The 16,976-nt window shown below is 62.0% G+C and carries 19 protein-coding genes; 4 read left to right on the forward strand and 15 right to left on the reverse strand.

What is annotated here, in order from left to right; all coding sequences use genetic code 11:
- Positions 1-13 precede the first annotated feature (13 nt).
- The 5 genes from ureG to H045_RS23690 form a co-directional block, all read right to left on the reverse strand.
- On the reverse strand, positions 14-628 hold the full coding sequence (gene ureG, locus H045_RS23670) for an urease accessory protein UreG (protein ID WP_003236172.1): 615 nt from the start codon (positions 626-628) through the stop codon (positions 14-16).
- Between the two features lie 23 nt (positions 629-651).
- A complete protein-coding gene (locus H045_RS23675) occupies positions 652-1,326 on the reverse strand; it encodes an urease accessory protein UreF (protein WP_015373646.1) in 675 nt (224 codons plus the stop codon).
- Entirely contained in the window at positions 1,323-1,823 is a 501-nt protein-coding gene (gene ureE, locus H045_RS23680; protein WP_003236168.1) for an urease accessory protein UreE, read from the reverse strand. Before ureE ends, H045_RS23675 begins: the two co-directional genes overlap by 4 nt.
- A 191-nt stretch (positions 1,824-2,014) precedes the next feature.
- Positions 2,015-2,647, reverse strand: coding sequence for a TetR family transcriptional regulator (locus tag H045_RS23685; RefSeq protein WP_003236166.1), 633 nt, complete (start codon positions 2,645-2,647; stop codon positions 2,015-2,017).
- Between the two features lie 184 nt (positions 2,648-2,831).
- On the reverse strand, positions 2,832-3,200 hold the full coding sequence (locus tag H045_RS23690) for a hypothetical protein (protein WP_003236164.1): 369 nt from the start codon (positions 3,198-3,200) through the stop codon (positions 2,832-2,834).
- 345 nt (positions 3,201-3,545) lie between these two features.
- Here H045_RS23690 and H045_RS23695 point away from each other — a divergent pair, with 345 nt between their 5' ends.
- Positions 3,546-5,612: an AsmA family protein gene (locus tag H045_RS23695; RefSeq protein WP_015373647.1), complete on the forward strand. Its 2,067-nt coding sequence runs from the start codon at positions 3,546-3,548 to the stop codon at positions 5,610-5,612.
- 362 nt (positions 5,613-5,974) lie between these two features.
- Here H045_RS23695 and H045_RS23700 read toward each other — a convergent pair whose 3' ends face one another.
- Positions 5,975-6,505 (reverse strand): ferritin-like domain-containing protein, encoded by a 531-nt coding sequence (locus H045_RS23700; protein WP_003236159.1) that lies wholly within the window; start codon positions 6,503-6,505, stop codon positions 5,975-5,977.
- A gap of 88 nt (positions 6,506-6,593) precedes the next feature.
- Positions 6,594-7,508, reverse strand: a complete 915-nt coding sequence (locus tag H045_RS23705) for a DMT family transporter (RefSeq protein ID WP_003236156.1) — start codon at positions 7,506-7,508, stop codon at positions 6,594-6,596.
- A gap of 121 nt (positions 7,509-7,629) precedes the next feature.
- Between H045_RS23705 and H045_RS23710 the strand changes: the two genes are divergently transcribed.
- On the forward strand, positions 7,630-7,932 hold the full coding sequence (locus tag H045_RS23710) for a PsiF family protein (RefSeq protein WP_015373648.1): 303 nt from the start codon (positions 7,630-7,632) through the stop codon (positions 7,930-7,932).
- A gap of 128 nt (positions 7,933-8,060) precedes the next feature.
- Positions 8,061-9,074 (forward strand): AI-2E family transporter, encoded by a 1,014-nt coding sequence (locus H045_RS23715; protein ID WP_003236152.1) that lies wholly within the window; start codon positions 8,061-8,063, stop codon positions 9,072-9,074.
- 202 nt (positions 9,075-9,276) lie between these two features.
- Here the strand turns inward: H045_RS23715 and H045_RS23720 are convergent, their stop codons facing one another.
- Positions 9,277-10,545, reverse strand: coding sequence for an Hsp70 family protein (locus H045_RS23720; protein ID WP_015373649.1), 1,269 nt, complete (start codon positions 10,543-10,545; stop codon positions 9,277-9,279).
- Between the two features lie 239 nt (positions 10,546-10,784).
- Between H045_RS23720 and H045_RS23725 the strand changes: the two genes are divergently transcribed.
- The gene (locus H045_RS23725) at positions 10,785-11,723 is read left to right on the forward strand and encodes a DnaJ C-terminal domain-containing protein (protein ID WP_003236147.1); all 939 of its coding nucleotides are present in this window, start codon (positions 10,785-10,787) and stop codon (positions 11,721-11,723) included.
- A 33-nt stretch (positions 11,724-11,756) separates the two neighbouring features.
- On the opposite strand, the gene ureC is transcribed toward H045_RS23725, so the two are convergent.
- From ureC to urtE, 7 genes are all read right to left on the reverse strand, one after another.
- Complete coding sequence (gene ureC, locus H045_RS23730; protein WP_015373650.1) at positions 11,757-13,457, reverse strand: urease subunit alpha; 1,701 nt, start codon at positions 13,455-13,457, stop codon at positions 11,757-11,759.
- Positions 13,458-13,568: 111 nt separating this feature from the next.
- Positions 13,569-13,874, reverse strand: a complete 306-nt coding sequence (locus H045_RS23735; RefSeq protein ID WP_003236142.1) for an urease subunit beta — start codon at positions 13,872-13,874, stop codon at positions 13,569-13,571.
- Complete coding sequence (locus tag H045_RS23740; protein ID WP_003236141.1) at positions 13,871-14,404, reverse strand: GNAT family N-acetyltransferase; 534 nt, start codon at positions 14,402-14,404, stop codon at positions 13,871-13,873. Before H045_RS23740 ends, H045_RS23735 begins: the two co-directional genes overlap by 4 nt.
- 5 nt (positions 14,405-14,409) lie before the next feature.
- Complete coding sequence (locus H045_RS23745) at positions 14,410-14,922, reverse strand: GNAT family N-acetyltransferase (RefSeq protein ID WP_015373651.1); 513 nt, start codon at positions 14,920-14,922, stop codon at positions 14,410-14,412.
- A gap of 10 nt (positions 14,923-14,932) precedes the next feature.
- A complete protein-coding gene (gene ureA / locus H045_RS23750) occupies positions 14,933-15,235 on the reverse strand; it encodes an urease subunit gamma (protein WP_003171437.1) in 303 nt (100 codons plus the stop codon).
- Between the two features lie 161 nt (positions 15,236-15,396).
- Entirely contained in the window at positions 15,397-16,236 is an 840-nt protein-coding gene (locus tag H045_RS23755) for an urease accessory protein UreD (protein WP_015373652.1), read from the reverse strand.
- Between the two features lie 30 nt (positions 16,237-16,266).
- Positions 16,267-16,965 carry an urea ABC transporter ATP-binding subunit UrtE gene (gene urtE / locus H045_RS23760; protein WP_015373653.1) on the reverse strand — a complete coding sequence of 233 codons (699 nt, stop codon included), beginning with the start codon at positions 16,963-16,965 and terminating at the stop codon, positions 16,267-16,269.
- Positions 16,966-16,976: the final 11 nt, after the last annotated feature.

Here is a 16,976-nt window from a genome sequence, read left to right on the forward strand (position 1 = left end):
CGTAATGGGTTGATCAGGCGGCGGTCAGCAGGCCCTGGCGTTCGATGAAGGCGACGATTTCGTCCAGGCCGACGCCGGTTTTCTGGTTGCTGAACACAAAAGGTTTACCGTTGCGCATGCGCTGGGTGTCGCTGTTCATCAGTTCCAGCGAGGCGCCCACCAGCGGCGCCAGGTCGATCTTGTTGATCACCAGCAGGTCGGATTTGCAAATACCGGGCCCGCCCTTGCGCGGCAGCTTGTCGCCGGCCGACACATCGATCACGTAGATAGTCAGGTCTGACAGTTCCGGGCTGAAGGTGGCCGACAGGTTATCGCCGCCGGACTCCACCAGGATCAGGTCCAGGCCGGGAAAGCGCCGGTTGAGCTGGTCGACCGCTTCGAGGTTGATCGAGGCGTCCTCGCGGATCGCCGTGTGCGGGCAGCCGCCGGTTTCCACGCCGATGATGCGCTCCGGCGCCAGGGCCTGGTTGCGCACCAGAAAGTCGGCGTCTTCGCGGGTATAGATGTCATTGGTGACCACGGCCAGGTTGTAGCGATCGCGCAGCGCCAGGCACAGGGCCAGGGTGAGGGCAGTCTTGCCGGAGCCCACCGGGCCGCCGATGCCGACACGCAGGGGTTGTGAGTTCATGTGCTTCTCCACATCAAGGGAATCTAGGAACGGAACAGGCGGCTGTATTGGCGCTCGTGGGCCATGCATGCCAGAGACAGGCCGAACGCGGCGCTGCCCAGTGAGTGGGGGTCGATGCGCGCGGCGTCCTGCTGGGCCTGCTGCAGCAGTGGCAGCAGTTCACTGGTCAGGCGCTGCGCGGCTTGCTGGCCCAGGGGCAGGGTTTTCATCAGCACCGCCAGCTGGTTTTCCAGCCAGCTCCACAGCCAGGCGGCAAGGGCGTCGTCGGCGCTGATGTGCCAGGCGCGCGCGGCCAGCGCCCAGCCCAGGGCCAGGTGAGGTTCAGTGCGTTGCGCCAGAAAATCCCGTGCCGCGTCGTCCAGCTCGGGCAAGCCATTGAGCAGTTGTTGCAGCGAGTAGCCCATCTGCCGGCTCTCCTGGTACAGCTCGCGGGTTTCACGGCTGGCGCGGTGCTCTTCGCACAGCTGCGCCAGTTGCGACCAGTCATCCACGGCGGCGGCGCGGCAGTGGGCGAGCAGCAGTGGCGCCTCGAAGCGCGCCAGGTTGAGCAGCAACTGGTCGCTGATCCAGCGGCGAGCGCTGGCGGCATCCGGCACGCGGCTGTTGTCCACGGCCATTTCCAGGCCTTGGGAGTAGCTGTAGCCGCCAATCGGCAATTGCGGACTGGCCAGGCGCAGCAATGCCCAGGCTGGATTCATGTACGCACGCCGAATTGATGCAGCTTGGGCGGGTAGTTGAAGTCTTCATCGCCATGGCGCGAGTGATGATGGCCACCTCCGTACGCCCCGTGTTCGGGCTGGAACGGCGCCTCGATGGTGTCGGCCTGCGCGCCCAATTGTTCGAGCATGTCCTTGAGCACGTAGTCATCGAGCAGGCGCAACCAGCCATCGCCGACTTGCAGGGCCACGTGGCGGTTGCCCAGGTGATAGGCGGCGCGGGTCAGTTCAAATGCGCTGCTGCAGGTGACGTGCAGCAGTTGTTCAGGCCGTGCACACACGCGCACCACCCGGCCGTCCTCAGCCTGCAAGCATTCGCCGTCATGCAGCGGCGGCTGGCCACGCTCCAGAAACAGGCCGACGTCTTCGCCGTCGGCACTGAAACAGCGCAGGCGGCTTTTGCTGCGGGCTTCGAAGTTGAGCAGCAGCTCGGCGGCCCATTGGGCCTGGGGGGCGATTCGGCGGTGGATCACCAGCATCAGAGGGCTTCCAGCTATGAGCGATAACGGAGCTAGAGCAAGGGGCTTGCCAACGTGGGGCAGGTTGTAGGAATTGCCTGTCGGCGCGCGGCGCTGTGCCTCCGAATAGGGCGGCAGCTTATTCGGGGCGTGACTCACGATGGTGCGCTGCATGCGCTACGGCACTGGATGAGGGCGTTTTGCCTGGCGGCTTATTCGGTGCTGCCCAGGCCTTGCCAATGCTTGAGGCCAATGAAGATAAAGCGCAATTGCTGAGTGATTTTCGCCTGGGGCGTGAGGTGTTCAGGCAGGGCGTGGGCGGGTGGATCGATGATATCGGGCAGGGTGGCGAACACGCTCTTGACGATCAGGTCGGCCATCACATGCAAACCGTCGGCTTGCAGGTGCGCCAGCTTGGGCATGCGCGTGAGGTCGGCGGCGAGGTCACGGGTGATGTCTTCACGCAGGGCGCCGATGGCCTGGCGCACGGCGAGGCAGCCGCCGTATTGCTCACGGGCCAGGAACAGGAATTGCGAACGGTTGGCCGACACCACATCGAGAAAGATCCGCACCGAGGCATCGATGATGCCGCCCATCACGAATTCATTGTGGCGTACCAGGCGAATGGTGGCGCGAAAGGTCTGGCCGACCTCGCTGACCAGCACGAGCCCGAGCTGATCCATATCGGCAAAATGCCGGTAGAAACCTGTGGGCACGATCCCGGCCGTCTTCGCCACTTCACGCAGGCTCAGGCTGCCGAACCCACGGCCGCACTCCATCAGGTGGCGGGCTGCGTCCATCAGGGCGAGGCGGGTCTGTTGCTTCTGTTCGGCACGGGGCAGCATGGGCGGGTGAGCTTTGTCGGCAAGTACAGCGACGCACTCTAGCAAAAGCGCTTTGCTGGCGTCGAACTTGGCGGCGTGGAGCAAGGGGGATGCATTAAATTCAAGGAGGGGGCAGCGTCAGCGACCCTGGCGAGCAGGCTCGCTCCTGCGGATGCCGGAGCGAGCTGTCTGGGCCACCACAGGCTCAGCTCTGTGCTTGATGCAGTTCTTGCAGGCGATCGGCACCACCTTCGGCAACACCTTCAGTGTAGGCGCGCTCGTTGGCTTGCTCGGCGCCGCCTTCAACCAGGCCTTTTTCTTCCAGGCGGTGACGGCCGTTTTCGCTCAGGCCTTCGGTGTAGGCGCGTTTGTTGGCTTGCTCCGAACCGTTTTCAGCAACGCCTTTGGCGTAGTCGCGGTTCTCGTCTTCCTGCGAGCCGCTACGGGCCAGCGTCTGGCTCGACTGAGCGGCCTGGGCCTGGTTTTGTGGGATAGTCTGTTCGGCGGCTGGCAGGGCAAAGGCACTGGAAGCGAGGACAGACAGCAGAACGGTAGCGAGTACTTGGCGTTTCATGATGGTTGCTCCTTGGGAGGGCGATAAAGTGGGTACAGGACTCATGCTACTCTCGATATATCGATATAAAAGTTCATAAACGCAATGGTAATAATCAACGCAATTGATGGTTCTGGCGGAAGGCTCTAGAGCGGGCCTCTCAAGCACGCGGTTTTGCACCCAAGTGGGTATTTTCGACACAATGGCGGGTAGCAATGGTGCAGTCGAGCAAACAAAATCTGTCGATCTGGTCAGGTAAAAAGCGTTCTGCGGTTAAATCAATCAACGGGTTAAACCCCGCTGCGGTTTGCCAGTCGTACCCTTATGAGCTGTATTCCAGCTATTCGTGTTCAGGAGTTCTGTGCAATGACGCGCACTCGTAAAATCGTCGCCTGGTGCTGCGCCAGCGTCCTCGTGTTAATCGCCGTGGTTGTGGTGTTCCTGGTCTTTTTCGACTGGAACCGCATCAAGCCGCCGCTCAATGCCAAAGTCTCCGAAGAACTGCATCGCCCGTTCGCCATCAATGGCAACCTCGCCGTGGTGTGGCAGCGCGAACCCGAGGAAGGCGGCTGGCGCGCCTGGGTACCGTGGCCCCATGTGATCGCCGAAGACCTGACCCTGGGCAACCCGGACTGGTCGAAACAGCCGCAGATGGTCACGTTGAAAAAGGTCGAGCTGCGCATCTCGCCCCTGGCCCTGCTCGCGCAGCGCGTGGCGATCCCGCGTATCGACCTCACCGAACCGAGTGCCCAGCTGCAGCGCCTGGCCGATGGCCGCGCCAACTGGACGTTCACGTTCGACCCCAAGGACCCGGACGCCGAGCCGTCCAACTGGGTGGTCGACATCGGCGCCATCAAGTTCGACAAGGGTCATGTGACCCTCGACGACCAAACCCTCAAGACCCAGCTCGATGTGATCATCGACCCGCTGGGCCAACCTATTCCCTTTGCCGAAATCGTTGGCGATGCCGATGCCAAAAAAGCCCTGGAAAAAGGCTCCTCGCCGCAGGATTACGCGTTCGGGCTCAAGGTCAAAGGCCAATACCATGGGCAGACACTCGATGGTAACGGCAAGATCGGCGGCCTGCTGGCCCTGCAGGACGCGGCCAAACCGTTTCCACTGCAAGCCCAGGTCAAGATTGGCGACACCCGTATCGCCGTGGCCGGCACCCTGACCGACCCGCTCAACCTCGGCGCCCTGGACCTGCGCCTCAAACTCGCCGGCGCGAGCCTGGGCAACCTCTATCCGCTCACCGGCGTGACCTTGCCGGATTCGCCGGCCTATTCCACCGACGGCCACCTGATTGCCAAGCTGCATGAAGCCAGCGGTGCGTCGTTCCGCTATGAAAACTTCAACGGCAAGATCGGCAACAGCGATATCCACGGCGACCTAGCCTACGTCGCCAGCCAGCCACGGCCCAAGCTCAGCGGCACACTGGTGTCCAACCAGTTGCTGATGACCGACCTTGCGCCGCTGATCGGCGCCGACTCCAACGCCAAGCAAAAAGCCCGTGGCGGTGCCAGCAAGCAGCCGGCCACAAGGGTGCTGCCGGTGGAAGAGTTCCGCACCGAACGCTGGCGTGACATGGATGCCGATGTGGAATTTACCGGCAAACGCATCGTGCACAGCGCCGATCTGCCCTTCACCGATCTTTACACCCATGTGGTGCTCAACGACGGTGAACTGAGCCTGGAACCGCTGCGTTTCGGCGTGGCTGGCGGCAAACTGAATGCGCAGATTCGCCTCAACGGTCGCATCACACCGATGGAAGGCAGCGCGAAACTCACCGCGCGCAACTTCAAGCTCAAGCAGTTGTTCCCAACCTTCGAACCGATGAAAACCAGCTTTGGCGAACTCAATGGGGATGCCGACATTACGGGGCGCGGTAACTCCGTCGCGGCTTTGCTCGGCAGTTCCAACGGTGACTTGAAGATGTTGATCAACGACGGCGCGATCAGCCGTGGGCTGATGGAGATCGCCGGGCTTAATGTGGGTAACTACGTGGTTGGCCGTCTGTTCGGTGACAAGGAAGTGAAGATCAACTGCGCAGCGGCAGACTTCGGCATCAAGACGGGCCTGGCGACCACCCGACTGTTCGTGTTCGATACCGAGAACGCCATCATCTACATCGATGGCACCGCGAACATGGCCACCGAGCAGCTTGACCTCACGATTACCCCTGAATCCAAAGGCTTTCGCCTGTTTTCACTGCGCTCGCCGCTGTACGTGAACGGGCCGTTCATCAAGCCCAACGCCGGCGTCAAAGCCATCCCGCTGGCCCTGCGTGGCGCCGGCATGGTAGCCCTGGGCGTGATCGCAGGTCCGGCCGCCGGTCTGCTCGCGCTGGTGGCGCCGAGCGGCGGAGAGCCCAACGAGTGCGCACCGTTGCTGCAACAGATGAAGGAAGGCAAGGCGCCCAAGACTGTTAAATAGCTGACTCAACCCACAAGCCAATGTGGGACGGGCAAGCCCCAATGCCGTTCAGTTGAGCGAACGCGATGCTCAAAGCGACGAAGATTTAAGGTGGGAGTGGCGGTGCGACTCGCTCGCTAATGCCCGGTGTGCCCGAACGCAGGCTTTGGAAGGATCACGATCAAGAGCGCGGCGGCCTTATAGCCGAACGGTATTGTGGAGTGTGAGCGCGACCAAATGTGGGAGCTGGCTTGCCTGCGAAAGCATGGGTCAGTCAACACCAATGCTTGCTGACCCACCGCTTTCGCGAGCAAGCCCCTCCCACCGTTCAAAAAAAGAGGGGAGCCGTTTGACCGGCTCCCCCCTCGTTTTTGCGTGACGACTTACAGGCTTTCGAGAATGTCCGCCATGTCGTCTGCGTGCTCTTCTTCCTGAGCCAGAATCTCTTCAAACAGGCGACGGGTGGTTGGGTCCTTGTCGCCGATGTACTGGATGATCTCGCGGTAGCTGTCCACCGCGATGCGTTCGGCCACCAGGTCTTCGTAGACCATTTCCTTCAGCGAATTACCCGCCACGTACTGAGCGTGGGAGTTTTTCGACAGCAGGTCGGGGTTGAACTCCGGCTCGCCGCCCAGTTGCACGATGCGCTCGGCGAGTTTGTCGGCGTGTTCGGCTTCCTGGGTCGCGTGCTCGAGGAATTCATCGGCAGCCACGGAAGCCTTGATGCCGCTGGCCATGAAGTAGTGACGCTTGTAGCGCAGCACGCACACCAGCTCAGTGGCAAGCGATGCGTTGAGCAAGCGAATGATCTCTTCGCGGTCGGCGTTGTAGCCTTCGGTCACAGCGCCGTTTTCGACGTTCTGGCGGGCGCGACTGCGCAGGGTCGCAACGTCAGTCAAATGTGCTTCGGTCATCTCAATCTCCTGGTGCTAATCCGGTTGTACGCCACGCTCTGTCGGCGTGATCGCTACAGGTTGTGAGTCGCGGCCAGGGCAAAAAGTTTTATTGGATTTTACCGGATGTGTCACAAGGGCCTCGCTGACGGCTCTGTTTCACCGGTGTCGTCCAGCGTTCCGACAGGATCACCCCGCCCAGGGTCAGCAAGCCACCGACCGAGTGATACAGCGCCAGATCTTCTTTGAGCACCAGCGCCGCAATCAGCGCGGTGATCAACGGCAGCAGGTTGAAAAACAGCGTGGTGCGGCTCGGGCCCAAGGTCTTCACCGAATGCATCCACGCCAACGGCGCCAGCATCGATGCCAGCAGACACGCGTACAGCACCAGCGGCACATTCGCCCAGCCCAGGCCCGCCTTGGGTGAGAAGAGGAACAGCGGAAACAGCACCACCACCGCCACCAGCACCTGCAAATACAGCAACACCAACGGTGGCAGGCGCAGCTGCCATTTTTTCAGCAGGGTGCTGTAGATCGCGTAAGCCAGGGTAGCGACCAGCATCATGCCGTCGCCCAGGTTCACCCCGTGTTGCAACAGCACGCCCAGGCTGCCTGACGACACCACCACGACCACGCCGGCAAACGACAGCACCGCACCGGCCAGCGCACCGTACGTGAGGCGCTGGCCCAGGCTGATGATCGCGGCAGTCAGGGCCATCAAGGGCATCAGTGACAGGATGATGCCCATGTTGGTCGCCGAGGTCAGCGTCGCCGCGTAATAGGCCAGGCTCTGATACACCGCCATGCCCAGCACGCCCAGCACGAAAACCTTGCTCAGGTTCGGGCGGATGACTGACCAGTGGGCAATCACTGGCTTCAGCATGAACGGGGTGAACAGCAGCGCCGCCAGCAACCAGCGGTAAAAGCCGATTTCGGCCGGGAAGATCGCGCCCACGGCCAATTTGTTGATAACGGTGTTGCCGGCCCAGATAAAAATGGCCAGCAGGGGATACGCGTATTGCATGAACATCGCCGTACAGATGGATGGACGAGGATTATCCATCGTCCGCACAGGAAGGTGTAACAGGGTTTGACTACACTCTGCCCAGGCCGTGCCCGTCGGCGCGGTAACCGGGAGAAAATCCATGAAGATGCTGCGTATTCCATTGTTGATGATGGGCCTGCTGTTGTGCTCTCAAGGCTTTGCCGCTACCGCCCAGCAAAACAAGATGACCACTTGCAACGCCGAAGCCACCACCAAGACCCTCAAGGGCGACGAGCGCAAAGCCTTCATGAAGACCTGCCTGTCGGCCCCGGCTGCCAACGATGCCAAGACCGTCACGCCGCAACAGCAAAAGATGAAGGATTGCAATGCGTCGACAAAAACCAAGGCGCTGGCCGGCGATGCGCGCAAGGCCTACATGAGCACCTGCCTCAAGGGCAACTGACAGCGCACATCTCCTGTGGGAGCGGGCTTGCTCCCACACTTGATCGCATTCACACCGTCACCTCTCGCTTGATTCCTGGAACGCTGGCAGACTGCCCATCCTTTTATCGCCGTTCGTTTTGAGGCTGTATGCCAACGTTTTCTCAGCGTCACGTGATATTGCTGGCCAGCTACATCATCATTTTTGGCGGGTTGTTGCTGGTGCTGCCGCTGAAGCTGCTGCCCAGCCTGCTGGCTGGCCTGCTGGTTTATGAACTGGTCAACATGCTCACCCCCCAACTGCAGCGGCTGATCGAAGGTCGCCGCGCGCGCTGGCTGGCGGTGGCGCTGCTCGGCACGCTGATCGTCAGCGTGCTGGCGCTGATCTTCGCCGGCGCCATCAGCTTTCTGCTGCACGAAGCGGAAAACCCCGGCGCCTCCCTCGACAAGTTCATGGGCGTGGTCGACCGCGCGCGAGGCCAGTTGCCGCCGTTCCTCGACGCCTACCTGCCCGCCAGCGCCGCCGAGTTCCGCGTGGCCATCGGCGACTGGCTGAGCAAGCACCTGAGCGAGCTGCAACTGGTGGGCAAAGACGCCGCGCACATGTTCGTCACGCTGCTGATCGGCATGGTGCTCGGCGCCATCATCGCCCTGCAGCGTGTGCCCGACCTGACCAAACGCAAGCCCCTGGCCGCCGCGCTGTTCGACCGCCTGCACCTGCTGGTGCAAGCCTTTCGCAACATCGTCTTCGCCCAGATCAAGATCGCCGCGCTCAACACCGCCTTCACCGCGATCTTCCTGGCCGTGGTGCTGCCGCTGTGCGGCATCCACCTGCCCCTGACCAAAACCCTGATCGTGCTGACCTTCCTGCTCGGCCTGCTGCCGGTGATCGGCAACCTGATGTCCAACACCCTGATCACCATCGTCGCGCTGTCGCTGTCGATCTGGGTGGCAGTGGCCGCGTTGGGTTACCTGATCGTGATCCACAAGGTCGAATACTTCCTCAACGCCCGCATCGTCGGCGGGCAGATCAGTGCCAAGTCGTGGGAATTGCTGCTGGCGATGCTGGTGTTTGAAGCCGCATTCGGGCTGCCGGGCGTGGTGGCGGGGCCGATTTACTACGCGTACCTGAAGAGTGAGCTGAAGCTCGGCGGGATGGTCTGATGTAACTGTGGGAGGGGGCTTGCCCCCGATAGCGGTGGGTCAGTCGATGAAGGTTCAGCTGAACCGGCCCTATCGGGGGCAAGCCCCCTCCCACACTGACTGTATTCACAAATCTACATGTGTAAACGCAGTAAATGTGGGAGGGGCGGTGCGACGATTCGACTTGCCCCCGATGAAGTCACCACGGTGTTTCAGGTAAAACTCAGCAGCCGTAGCGCTTGCTGGCCTCAATCGCCAACCCGCTACCAATGCTGCCAAAGATATTCCCTTCCACATGCCGCGCATTCGGCAGCATCGCCGCGATGCTGTGGCGCAGCGCCGGGATGCCGCTGGAGCCGCCGGTAAAGAACACCGTGTCCACCTGCTCAACGCTCACCGAGGCGTCATTGAGCAATTGCGTGACACTGCCGCGCACGCGCTCCAGCAAGCTGTCGATGGACGACTCGAACAGCGCCCGGCTCAACTCCACGCTCAGGCCTTTTTCGATACGGTCCAGCGCCACGTGGCGGCTGTCTTCATGGGTCAACTGAATCTTGGTTTCTTCCACTTCCATCGCCAACCAGTGCCCGGCGCGCTGTTCGATCAACTTGAACAGGCGGTCGATGCCGCCGGTGTCTTCGATGTCGTAGCGCATGCTGCCCAAGGCCAACTGGGATTTTTGCGAGTACACCGAGTTGATGGTGTGCCAGGTGGCCAGGTTCATGTGGTGGCTGGTGGGCATGTAGGCGCCGCTCTTCATGCGGCTGCCGTAGCCGAACAGCGGCATCATGCCCTGCAGACTCAGTTGCTTGTCGAAGTCGGTACCGCCGATGTGCACGCCGCCGGTGGCGAGGATGTCGCTTTGGCGGTTGTCGTTGTGGCGACGGTCCGGCGACAGGCGCACCAGCGAGAAGTCCGACGTACCGCCGCCGATGTCGACGATCAGCACCAGCTCTTCTTTCTGAATGGTCGACTCGTAGTCGAACGCCGCCGCAATCGGTTCGTACTGGAATGAAATGTCCTTGAAGCCAATGGCGCGCGCCACGTCCACCAGGGTGTTTTCCGCTTCCTGGTCGGCCATGGGGTCGTCGTCGACGAAGAACACCGGGCGGCCCAGCACAACCTCTTCGAACTCACGACCCGCAGTGGCTTCGGCGCGGCTTTTGAGCTGGCCGATAAAGAGTGCCAACAGGTCGGTGAACGGCATCGCGGTGCCGAGCACGCTGGTGTCGTGCTTGATCAGCTTGGAACCCAGCAGGCTCTTGAGCGAGCGCATCAGCCGGCCTTCGTAGTTTTCCAGGTATTCGTGCAGGGCCAGGCGGCCGTACACCGGGCGACGCTCCTCGAAGTTGAAGAACACCACCGACGGCAAGGTGATCTTGTCGTCCTCCAGCGCAATAAGCGTCTCCTCGCCGGGGCGGATCCAGCCGACGGTGGAGTTGGACGTGCCGAAGTCGATACCGCAGGCACGGGCTGGGGATGAGTTTTTCATGTCTATCGGGTTCCGGTCGAAAAACGGCCGCGCAGTGTATGCCAGTCGAGAGCGGATGCGTAGGCCGACCATCCGTTAAATAGTGCTTGAAACGGCGCGATTCGCCCCCACATCTGCTGCATACGGCACGCGCCGATAACACTTTGACGCACCCCCCGTGCACACCACTCAACACGTGCAAACCATCGCACGGTGTGGAACGGGCGGTGCGATCTCGATTTAAGGAAGGTGAACCGCCGATGGATTTCAAAGACTACTACAAGATTCTGGGTGTCGAGCCGAGCGCCGATGACAAGGAAATCAAGGCCGCTTATCGCAAGCTCGCGCGCAAATATCACCCGGATGTGAGCAAGGAAAAAGACGCCGAGTCCAAGTTCAAGGACGCGTCCGAAGCCTATGAGGCCCTCAAGAGCGCCGACAAGCGCGCCGAGTACGATGAGCTGCGCAAATACGGCCAGCATGGCCAGCCGTTCCAGGGCCCGCCGGGCTGGCAGAGCCGTGGTGGCTTTGGCGGTGGCGCGGGCACTGAGGATTTCTCCGACTTCTTCAGCTCGATCTTCGGCAATCGCGGCGACGGTTTTGGCGGCGGTCAGCGCCGTCCTGCCGGCCGTAAAGGCCAGGACGTAGAGATGCAACTGACGGTCTCGCTGGAAGAGACACTGTCCACCGAGTCCAAACAGATCAGCTTCCAGGTGCCGCAATACGACGCTTCGGGCCGGCATGTGAGCAACACCACCAAGAGCCTGAACGTGAAGATCCCCGCCGGCGTGGCCGACGGTGAGCGCATTCGCCTCAAGGCCCAGGGCGCGCCTGGCATCGGCGGCGGTGCCAACGGTGACCTGTACCTGATCATCAAGTTTGCCCCGCATCCCAAATTTGAAGTGGACGGCAACGACCTGATCATCAACCTGCCGCTGGCGCCTTGGGAGTTGGCGCTGGGCACGGAAGTGGCGGTGCCGACCCTTACCGGCAAAATCAACCTCAAGGTGCCGGCCGGCAGCCAGAACGGCCAGCGCATGCGCGCCAGGGGGCATGGCTTGCTGAACAAGGCAGGGGAGCGTGGTTATCTGTTCGTGCAGCTCAAGGCGGTGATGCCCAAGCAGGCTGACGACGAGACGATCGCGTTGTGGCAGGCGCTGGCCAGGAAAGCCAGCTTCAACCCGCGCGAGAACTTCTAAGGCGCCTCACTGCCGGTGCGAGCACGGCGAGTGTCAGAACAGAAAGTACCGCTGCGCCATCGGCAGCACGTCGGCCGGCTCGCACCACAGCAACACGCCGTCAGCCTTGACTTGATAGGTCTGCGGGTCCACTTCGATATCCGGCAGGTAATCGTTGTGGATCAGGTCGGATTTCTGCACGTTGCGGCAACCCTTGACCACCGCAATCTGCTTTTTCAAACCCAGGGCCTCGGGCAAGCCGGCGTCCTGCGCGGCCTGGCTGATAAAGGTCAGGCTGGTGGCGTGCAGCGAGCTGCCGAAACTGGCGAACATCGGACGATAATGCACCGGCTGCGGCGTTGGAATCGACGCGTTGGCGTCGCCCATCAAGCTTGAGGCAATCGCGCCGCCCTTGAGAATCAGGGTCGGCTTGATACCGAAAAACGCCGGACGCCACAGCACCAGATCCGCCCACTTGCCCACTTCAATCGAACCGACGATATGGCTCACACCGTGGGTGATCGCCGGGTTGATGGTGTATTTGGCGATGTAGCGCCTGGCGCGAAAGTTGTCGTTGCCAGGGCCGTCGCCGGGCAGCGGGCCACGCTGTTTTTTCATCTTGTCGGCGGTCTGCCAGGTGCGCGTGATCACTTCACCGACGCGGCCCATGGCCTGGCTGTCGGAGCTGATCATCGAGAACGCGCCGAGGTCGTGCAGGATGTCTTCGGCGGCGATGGTCTCGCGGCGGATGCGGCTTTCGGCGAAGGCCACGTCTTCGGCAATGCTGGGGTCCAGGTGATGGCAGACCATCAGCATGTCCAGGTGTTCGTCGATGGTGTTGCGCGTGAACGGCCGCGTCGGGTTGGTGGAGCTGGGCAGCACGTTGGGGAAACCGCAGGCCTTGATGATGTCCGGCGCGTGGCCGCCACCGGCGCCTTCGGTGTGATAGGTGTGAATGGTGCGGCCCTTGAGCGCAGCCAGGGTGGTTTCGACAAAGCCTGACTCATTGAGCGTGTCGCTGTGAATCGCTACCTGCACGTCGTATTGATCGGCGACACTCAGGCAATTGTCGATGCTCGCGGGTGTGGTGCCCCAGTCTTCATGCAGCTTCAAACCGATGGCGCCGGCCTTGACCTGTTCGATCAAGGGCTCGGGCAGGCTCGTGTTGCCCTTGCCGGTGAAACCGATGTTCATCGGGAACGAATCGCTGGCCTGGAGCATGCGCGCCAGGTGCCAGGGGCCCGAGGTGCAGGTGGTGGCATTGGTGCCAGTGGCCGGCCCGGTGCCGCCGCCGATCATGGTGGTGACACCGCTAGTCAGCGCCTCTTCGATCTGCTGCGGGCAGATGAAATGCACGTGGCTGTCGATGCCGCCAGCGGTGAGGATCATGCCTTCGCCGGCAATCACTTCGGTGCTGGCGCCGATGGCCATGGTCACGCCGGGTTGAATGTCCGGGTTGCCGGCCTTGCCGATGGCGTGGATGCGACCGTTCTTGAGGCCCACGTCGGCCTTGACGATGCCCCAGTGATCGATGATCAGCGCGTTGGTGATCAAGGTGTCGACCACTTCGTGGGCGAGCAACTGGCTCTGGCCCTGGCCGTCACGGATCACCTTGCCGCCGCCGAACTTGACCTCTTCGCCGTAGACGGTGAAGTCCTGTTCCACTTCGACGAACAGCTCGGTGTCGGCCAGGCGGACCTTGTCACCGACGGTGGGTCCGTACATGTCGGCGTAGGCTTGGCGGCTGATTTTCATAGGGGTGTCCTGAATAATGTGTGTTGAATATGAAATCGTTATCGCAGGCAAGCCAGCTCCCACAGGGGAATGCATTTCAACTGTGGGAGCTGGCTTGCCTGCGATGAGGCCCTATAGGTCGCCCATGATCCGGCCGGCAAACCCAAACACCCGTCGCCCACCGCTCAAATCCACTAACTCAATGTCGCGACTCTGCCCCGGCTCAAAGCGCACCGCCGTGCCCGCCGGGATATTGAGGCGCATGCCACGGCTCGCCGCACGGTCAAAGGTCAGCGCGTCGTTGGTTTCGAAAAAATGATAGTGCGAGCCCACCTGAATCGGCCGGTCGCCGCTGTTGGCCACGCTCAGCGTGACAGTGCGGCGGCCGACATTCAGCTCGATCTCGCCCGGCTGGATTTGATATTCACCAGGAATCATGCAGGTTGCCCCAGGGTCTTGAAGTAGATGGCGGTCGGGCTGTAGCGCCCGTCCGGGCTTTGGCAGTAGTCGGGCAGTTCACCGACTTTGGTGTAGTGCAGCGATTGGTAGAAGGCTTCCGCGCCGGAGCCAGCCTCGGTGTCCAGGAACAAGAGGCCGCGCCGGTGCTGGCGCGCGGCGAGTTCCAGAGTGTTCATCAATTGCTGGCCCAGGCCATGGCGGCGCGCAGTGCTGTGTACCAGCAGCTTTTGCACTTCGGCGCGGTTGCGGCCGTTGGCTTTCTGGCACAGCGCCAACTGCACGCTGGCGATCACCTGCTCGTCGCGCACCACCACCCACAGCAGCAGGCTCTGGTCTTCGATGCTGGCCTGTACGCCGATCAGGTAGGCGCGCGCCTGGGCCTCGTCGAAATCGGCCATGAAGCCGACCGAGGCGCCATGGCGCACCGCGTCCAGCAGCAGCTCGACCAACCCTTGGCGGTAATGGGCAAAGCTTTCAGCATTGACTCGACGCAGGTGCGCAGCACTCATCGATGTCACTCCTTGGGCGGTTCGGCGCCCGGGTTCAAGGCCAGTTGCATAAAGGTCAGGTCCAGCCAGCGGCCGAACTTGATACCCACCTGGGGCATCTGCCCGGTGGTGATGAACCCCACGCGTTCATGCAGGTGGATCGACGCCAGGTTGCCGCTTTCGATGGCGGCGACCATCACGTGTTTACCGCAGGTGCGCGCGCGTTCGATCAGCGCTTGCATCAAGCGCGGGCCTAGGCCTTTGCCGCGCTGGTCATGGCGCACGTACACCGAGTGCTCGACGCTGTAGCGAAAGCCTTCAAAGGGCCGCCAGTCGCCGAACGAGGCGTAGCCGGTGACTTCGTCGTTTTCGATGGACACCAGAATCGGGTAGCCCTGGGCCTGTCGCGCCTGGAACCAGGTTTGGCGGTTGGCCAGGTCCACCGGTTGTTCGTTCCAGATGGCGGTGGTGTTGAGCACCGCATCGTTGTAGATGGCGCGGATCGCCGGCAGGTCGCTTTCAATGGCATCACGAATCATGGCCGGTTTCTCACGCGATGGGCTGGTGGACGGTGACCAGCTTGGTGCCGTCCGGGAAGGTGGCTTCCACCTGGATATCCGGGATCATCTCCGGGATGCCTTCCATCACCTGTTCGCGGCTGAGCAGGGTGGTGCCGTAGTGCATCAGGTCCGCTACGGTGCGGCCATCGCGCGCGCCTTCCATCAAGGCGGCGGAAATGTAGGCGATGGTTTCCGGGTAGTTGAGCTTCACTCCACGCGCCAAGCGGCGCTCGGCCACGAGGCCTGCGGTGAATATCAGCAGTTTGTCTTTTTCCCGTGGGGTCAGGTCCATGGTTCAAGGTCCTTCAAAAAAGCATTCTTAAATACAACGAAGATCCCCTGTGGGAGCTGGCTTGCCTGCGATACAGGCGACTCGGTGTCTCTGATGTACCGAGGTGATGCTATCGCAGGCAAGCCAGCTCCCACAGGAAGACAGGCTACATATTGGGATCTTCATGTGCTCCAGATTCTCGGTGCTACCGCTTCCCGTCCCAGCACCGCCGGGCGCAGCAAACGCCATAAATCAATCAACCAGGCCCGCGCCAGCAGCGCTTCACTGGCCAGGCAGCGGGCCACCAGCAGATCGGGCAGTTGGGTCAGGTCGCCGCGCACCGCATGGGGCAGGGCGCGGCAGGCTTCAAGTAATTCAGGATCGATGTCGCCGGTGAGCAGCAGGGTGGCGAACACCGGTTGCCCGTCCAGCCCAATCGGTGAGTCAAGCAACCCATCGCCGCCCACGATGCGCTGGCGCTCATGCCAGAGCAACTGGCCGTCGCGGCGGATATCCAGGTGCGATTGAAAGTGCCCGAGGTCGAAGCGCTCGCCACTGGCCGGGCGGCCAAGGGCGACCACGTCCCAGTAGAACAGCCGGGCGTCGCCGTGCAGCTCGATACGCGTGGTGAGTTCGGCCTGGGCGGCGCTGAACACGATGGTTTCCTGGGGCAGCCATTCCAGGGTGGCGCCGGCTTCAACGGTCAATTCCAGCTGCTGAAACGCCGGACCGCCCGCGCGGTACCACTTGGCTGCGCCGGGGCTGGTCAGTTGCGCCCAGGCACCTTCGCCAACGTGCGCGCGGATATCCAGGCGATCACCGCCGGCAATACCGCCTGGCGGGTGCACGATGATGTGCTGGCACACTTCGGGGCCTTCGGCGTACAGGTGTTTTTGCACGCGCAGCGGGCCGATGTGCCTGCGCAGCACCGGGCGCGTGGTATCGCCGAAACGCGCGTAGCCGAGGTCCAGCGCGGCGTGCCAGCTGGGGGTGAACAGGGCAGGGGAAACGGGCAGGTTCATGGTTTTTGCTTAATGTCGGGACGCCACAGGTTAGATGGTTACGAGGCCGCGTACACCCTCGCTGTGCATATTTTCGCCACGGCCCTGCTGCACGATTTCACCCCGGGACATCACCAGGTACTGGTCGGCCAATTCGGCGGCGAAGTCGTAGAACTGTTCCACCAGCAAAATCGCCATATCGCCGCGTGCCGCGAGCTTCTTGATCACCGCGCCAATCTCCTTGATTACCGATGGCTGGATACCTTCGGTGGGTTCATCGAGAATCAGCAGGCGCGGGCGGCTGGCCAGGGCGCGGCCGATTGCCAATTGCTGTTGCTGCCCACCGGACAAGTCGCCGCCGCGTCGATGTTTCATTTGCAGCAACACCGGGAACAGCTCGTAGATGAAGGCGGGCACCTCTTTGGCCTCGGAACCGGGGAAGCGTGACAGGCCCATCAACAGGTTTTCCTCCACCGTCAGCCGACCGAAAATCTCCCGGCCCTGGGGCACGTAGGCAATGCCCGCGTGCACACGCTGGTGCGGCTTGAGACCGGTGATCGCCTTGCCTTCCCAGTTCACCGCACCTTCTTTGGCCGGCAGCAAACCCATCAGGCACTTGAGCAGGGTGGTCTTGCCCACGCCGTTGCGTCCGAGCAGGCAGGTGACTTCGCCGATCTTCACGTCAAACGAAAGCCCGCGCAGGATGTGGCTGCCGCCGTAGTATTGGTGCAGCTTGTCGACTTGCAGCATGTTCAAATTCT

Source organism: Pseudomonas poae RE*1-1-14, assembly GCF_000336465.1.
Classification (GTDB): Bacteria; Pseudomonadota; Gammaproteobacteria; order Pseudomonadales; family Pseudomonadaceae; genus Aquipseudomonas; species Aquipseudomonas poae.

Bases quoted from the DNA above. Each gene is read 5' to 3' on its own strand.
- ureG (WP_003236172.1), bottom strand. From the start codon at position 628: ATGAACTCACAACCCCTGCGTGTCGGCATCGGCGGCCCGGTGGGCTCC.
- H045_RS23675 (WP_015373646.1), bottom strand. From the start codon at position 1,326: ATGAATCCAGCCTGGGCATTGCTGCGCCTGGCCAGTCCGCAATTGCCG.
- ureE (WP_003236168.1), bottom strand. From the start codon at position 1,823: ATGCTGGTGATCCACCGCCGAATCGCCCCCCAGGCCCAATGGGCCGCC.
- H045_RS23685 (WP_003236166.1), bottom strand. From the start codon at position 2,647: ATGCTGCCCCGTGCCGAACAGAAGCAACAGACCCGCCTCGCCCTGATG.
- H045_RS23690 (WP_003236164.1), bottom strand. From the start codon at position 3,200: ATGAAACGCCAAGTACTCGCTACCGTTCTGCTGTCTGTCCTCGCTTCC.
- H045_RS23695 (WP_015373647.1), top strand. From the start codon at position 3,546: ATGACGCGCACTCGTAAAATCGTCGCCTGGTGCTGCGCCAGCGTCCTC.
- H045_RS23700 (WP_003236159.1), bottom strand. From the start codon at position 6,505: ATGACCGAAGCACATTTGACTGACGTTGCGACCCTGCGCAGTCGCGCC.
- H045_RS23705 (WP_003236156.1), bottom strand. From the start codon at position 7,508: ATGCAATACGCGTATCCCCTGCTGGCCATTTTTATCTGGGCCGGCAAC.
- H045_RS23710 (WP_015373648.1), top strand. From the start codon at position 7,630: ATGAAGATGCTGCGTATTCCATTGTTGATGATGGGCCTGCTGTTGTGC.
- H045_RS23715 (WP_003236152.1), top strand. From the start codon at position 8,061: ATGCCAACGTTTTCTCAGCGTCACGTGATATTGCTGGCCAGCTACATC.
- H045_RS23720 (WP_015373649.1), bottom strand. From the start codon at position 10,545: ATGAAAAACTCATCCCCAGCCCGTGCCTGCGGTATCGACTTCGGCACG.
- H045_RS23725 (WP_003236147.1), top strand. From the start codon at position 10,785: ATGGATTTCAAAGACTACTACAAGATTCTGGGTGTCGAGCCGAGCGCC.
- ureC (WP_015373650.1), bottom strand. From the start codon at position 13,457: ATGAAAATCAGCCGCCAAGCCTACGCCGACATGTACGGACCCACCGTC.
- H045_RS23735 (WP_003236142.1), bottom strand. From the start codon at position 13,874: ATGATTCCTGGTGAATATCAAATCCAGCCGGGCGAGATCGAGCTGAAT.
- H045_RS23740 (WP_003236141.1), bottom strand. From the start codon at position 14,404: ATGAGTGCTGCGCACCTGCGTCGAGTCAATGCTGAAAGCTTTGCCCAT.
- H045_RS23745 (WP_015373651.1), bottom strand. From the start codon at position 14,922: ATGATTCGTGATGCCATTGAAAGCGACCTGCCGGCGATCCGCGCCATC.
- ureA (WP_003171437.1), bottom strand. From the start codon at position 15,235: ATGGACCTGACCCCACGGGAAAAAGACAAACTGCTGATATTCACCGCA.
- H045_RS23755 (WP_015373652.1), bottom strand. From the start codon at position 16,236: ATGAACCTGCCCGTTTCCCCTGCCCTGTTCACCCCCAGCTGGCACGCC.
- urtE (WP_015373653.1), bottom strand. From the start codon at position 16,965: ATGCTGCAAGTCGACAAGCTGCACCAATACTACGGCGGCAGCCACATC.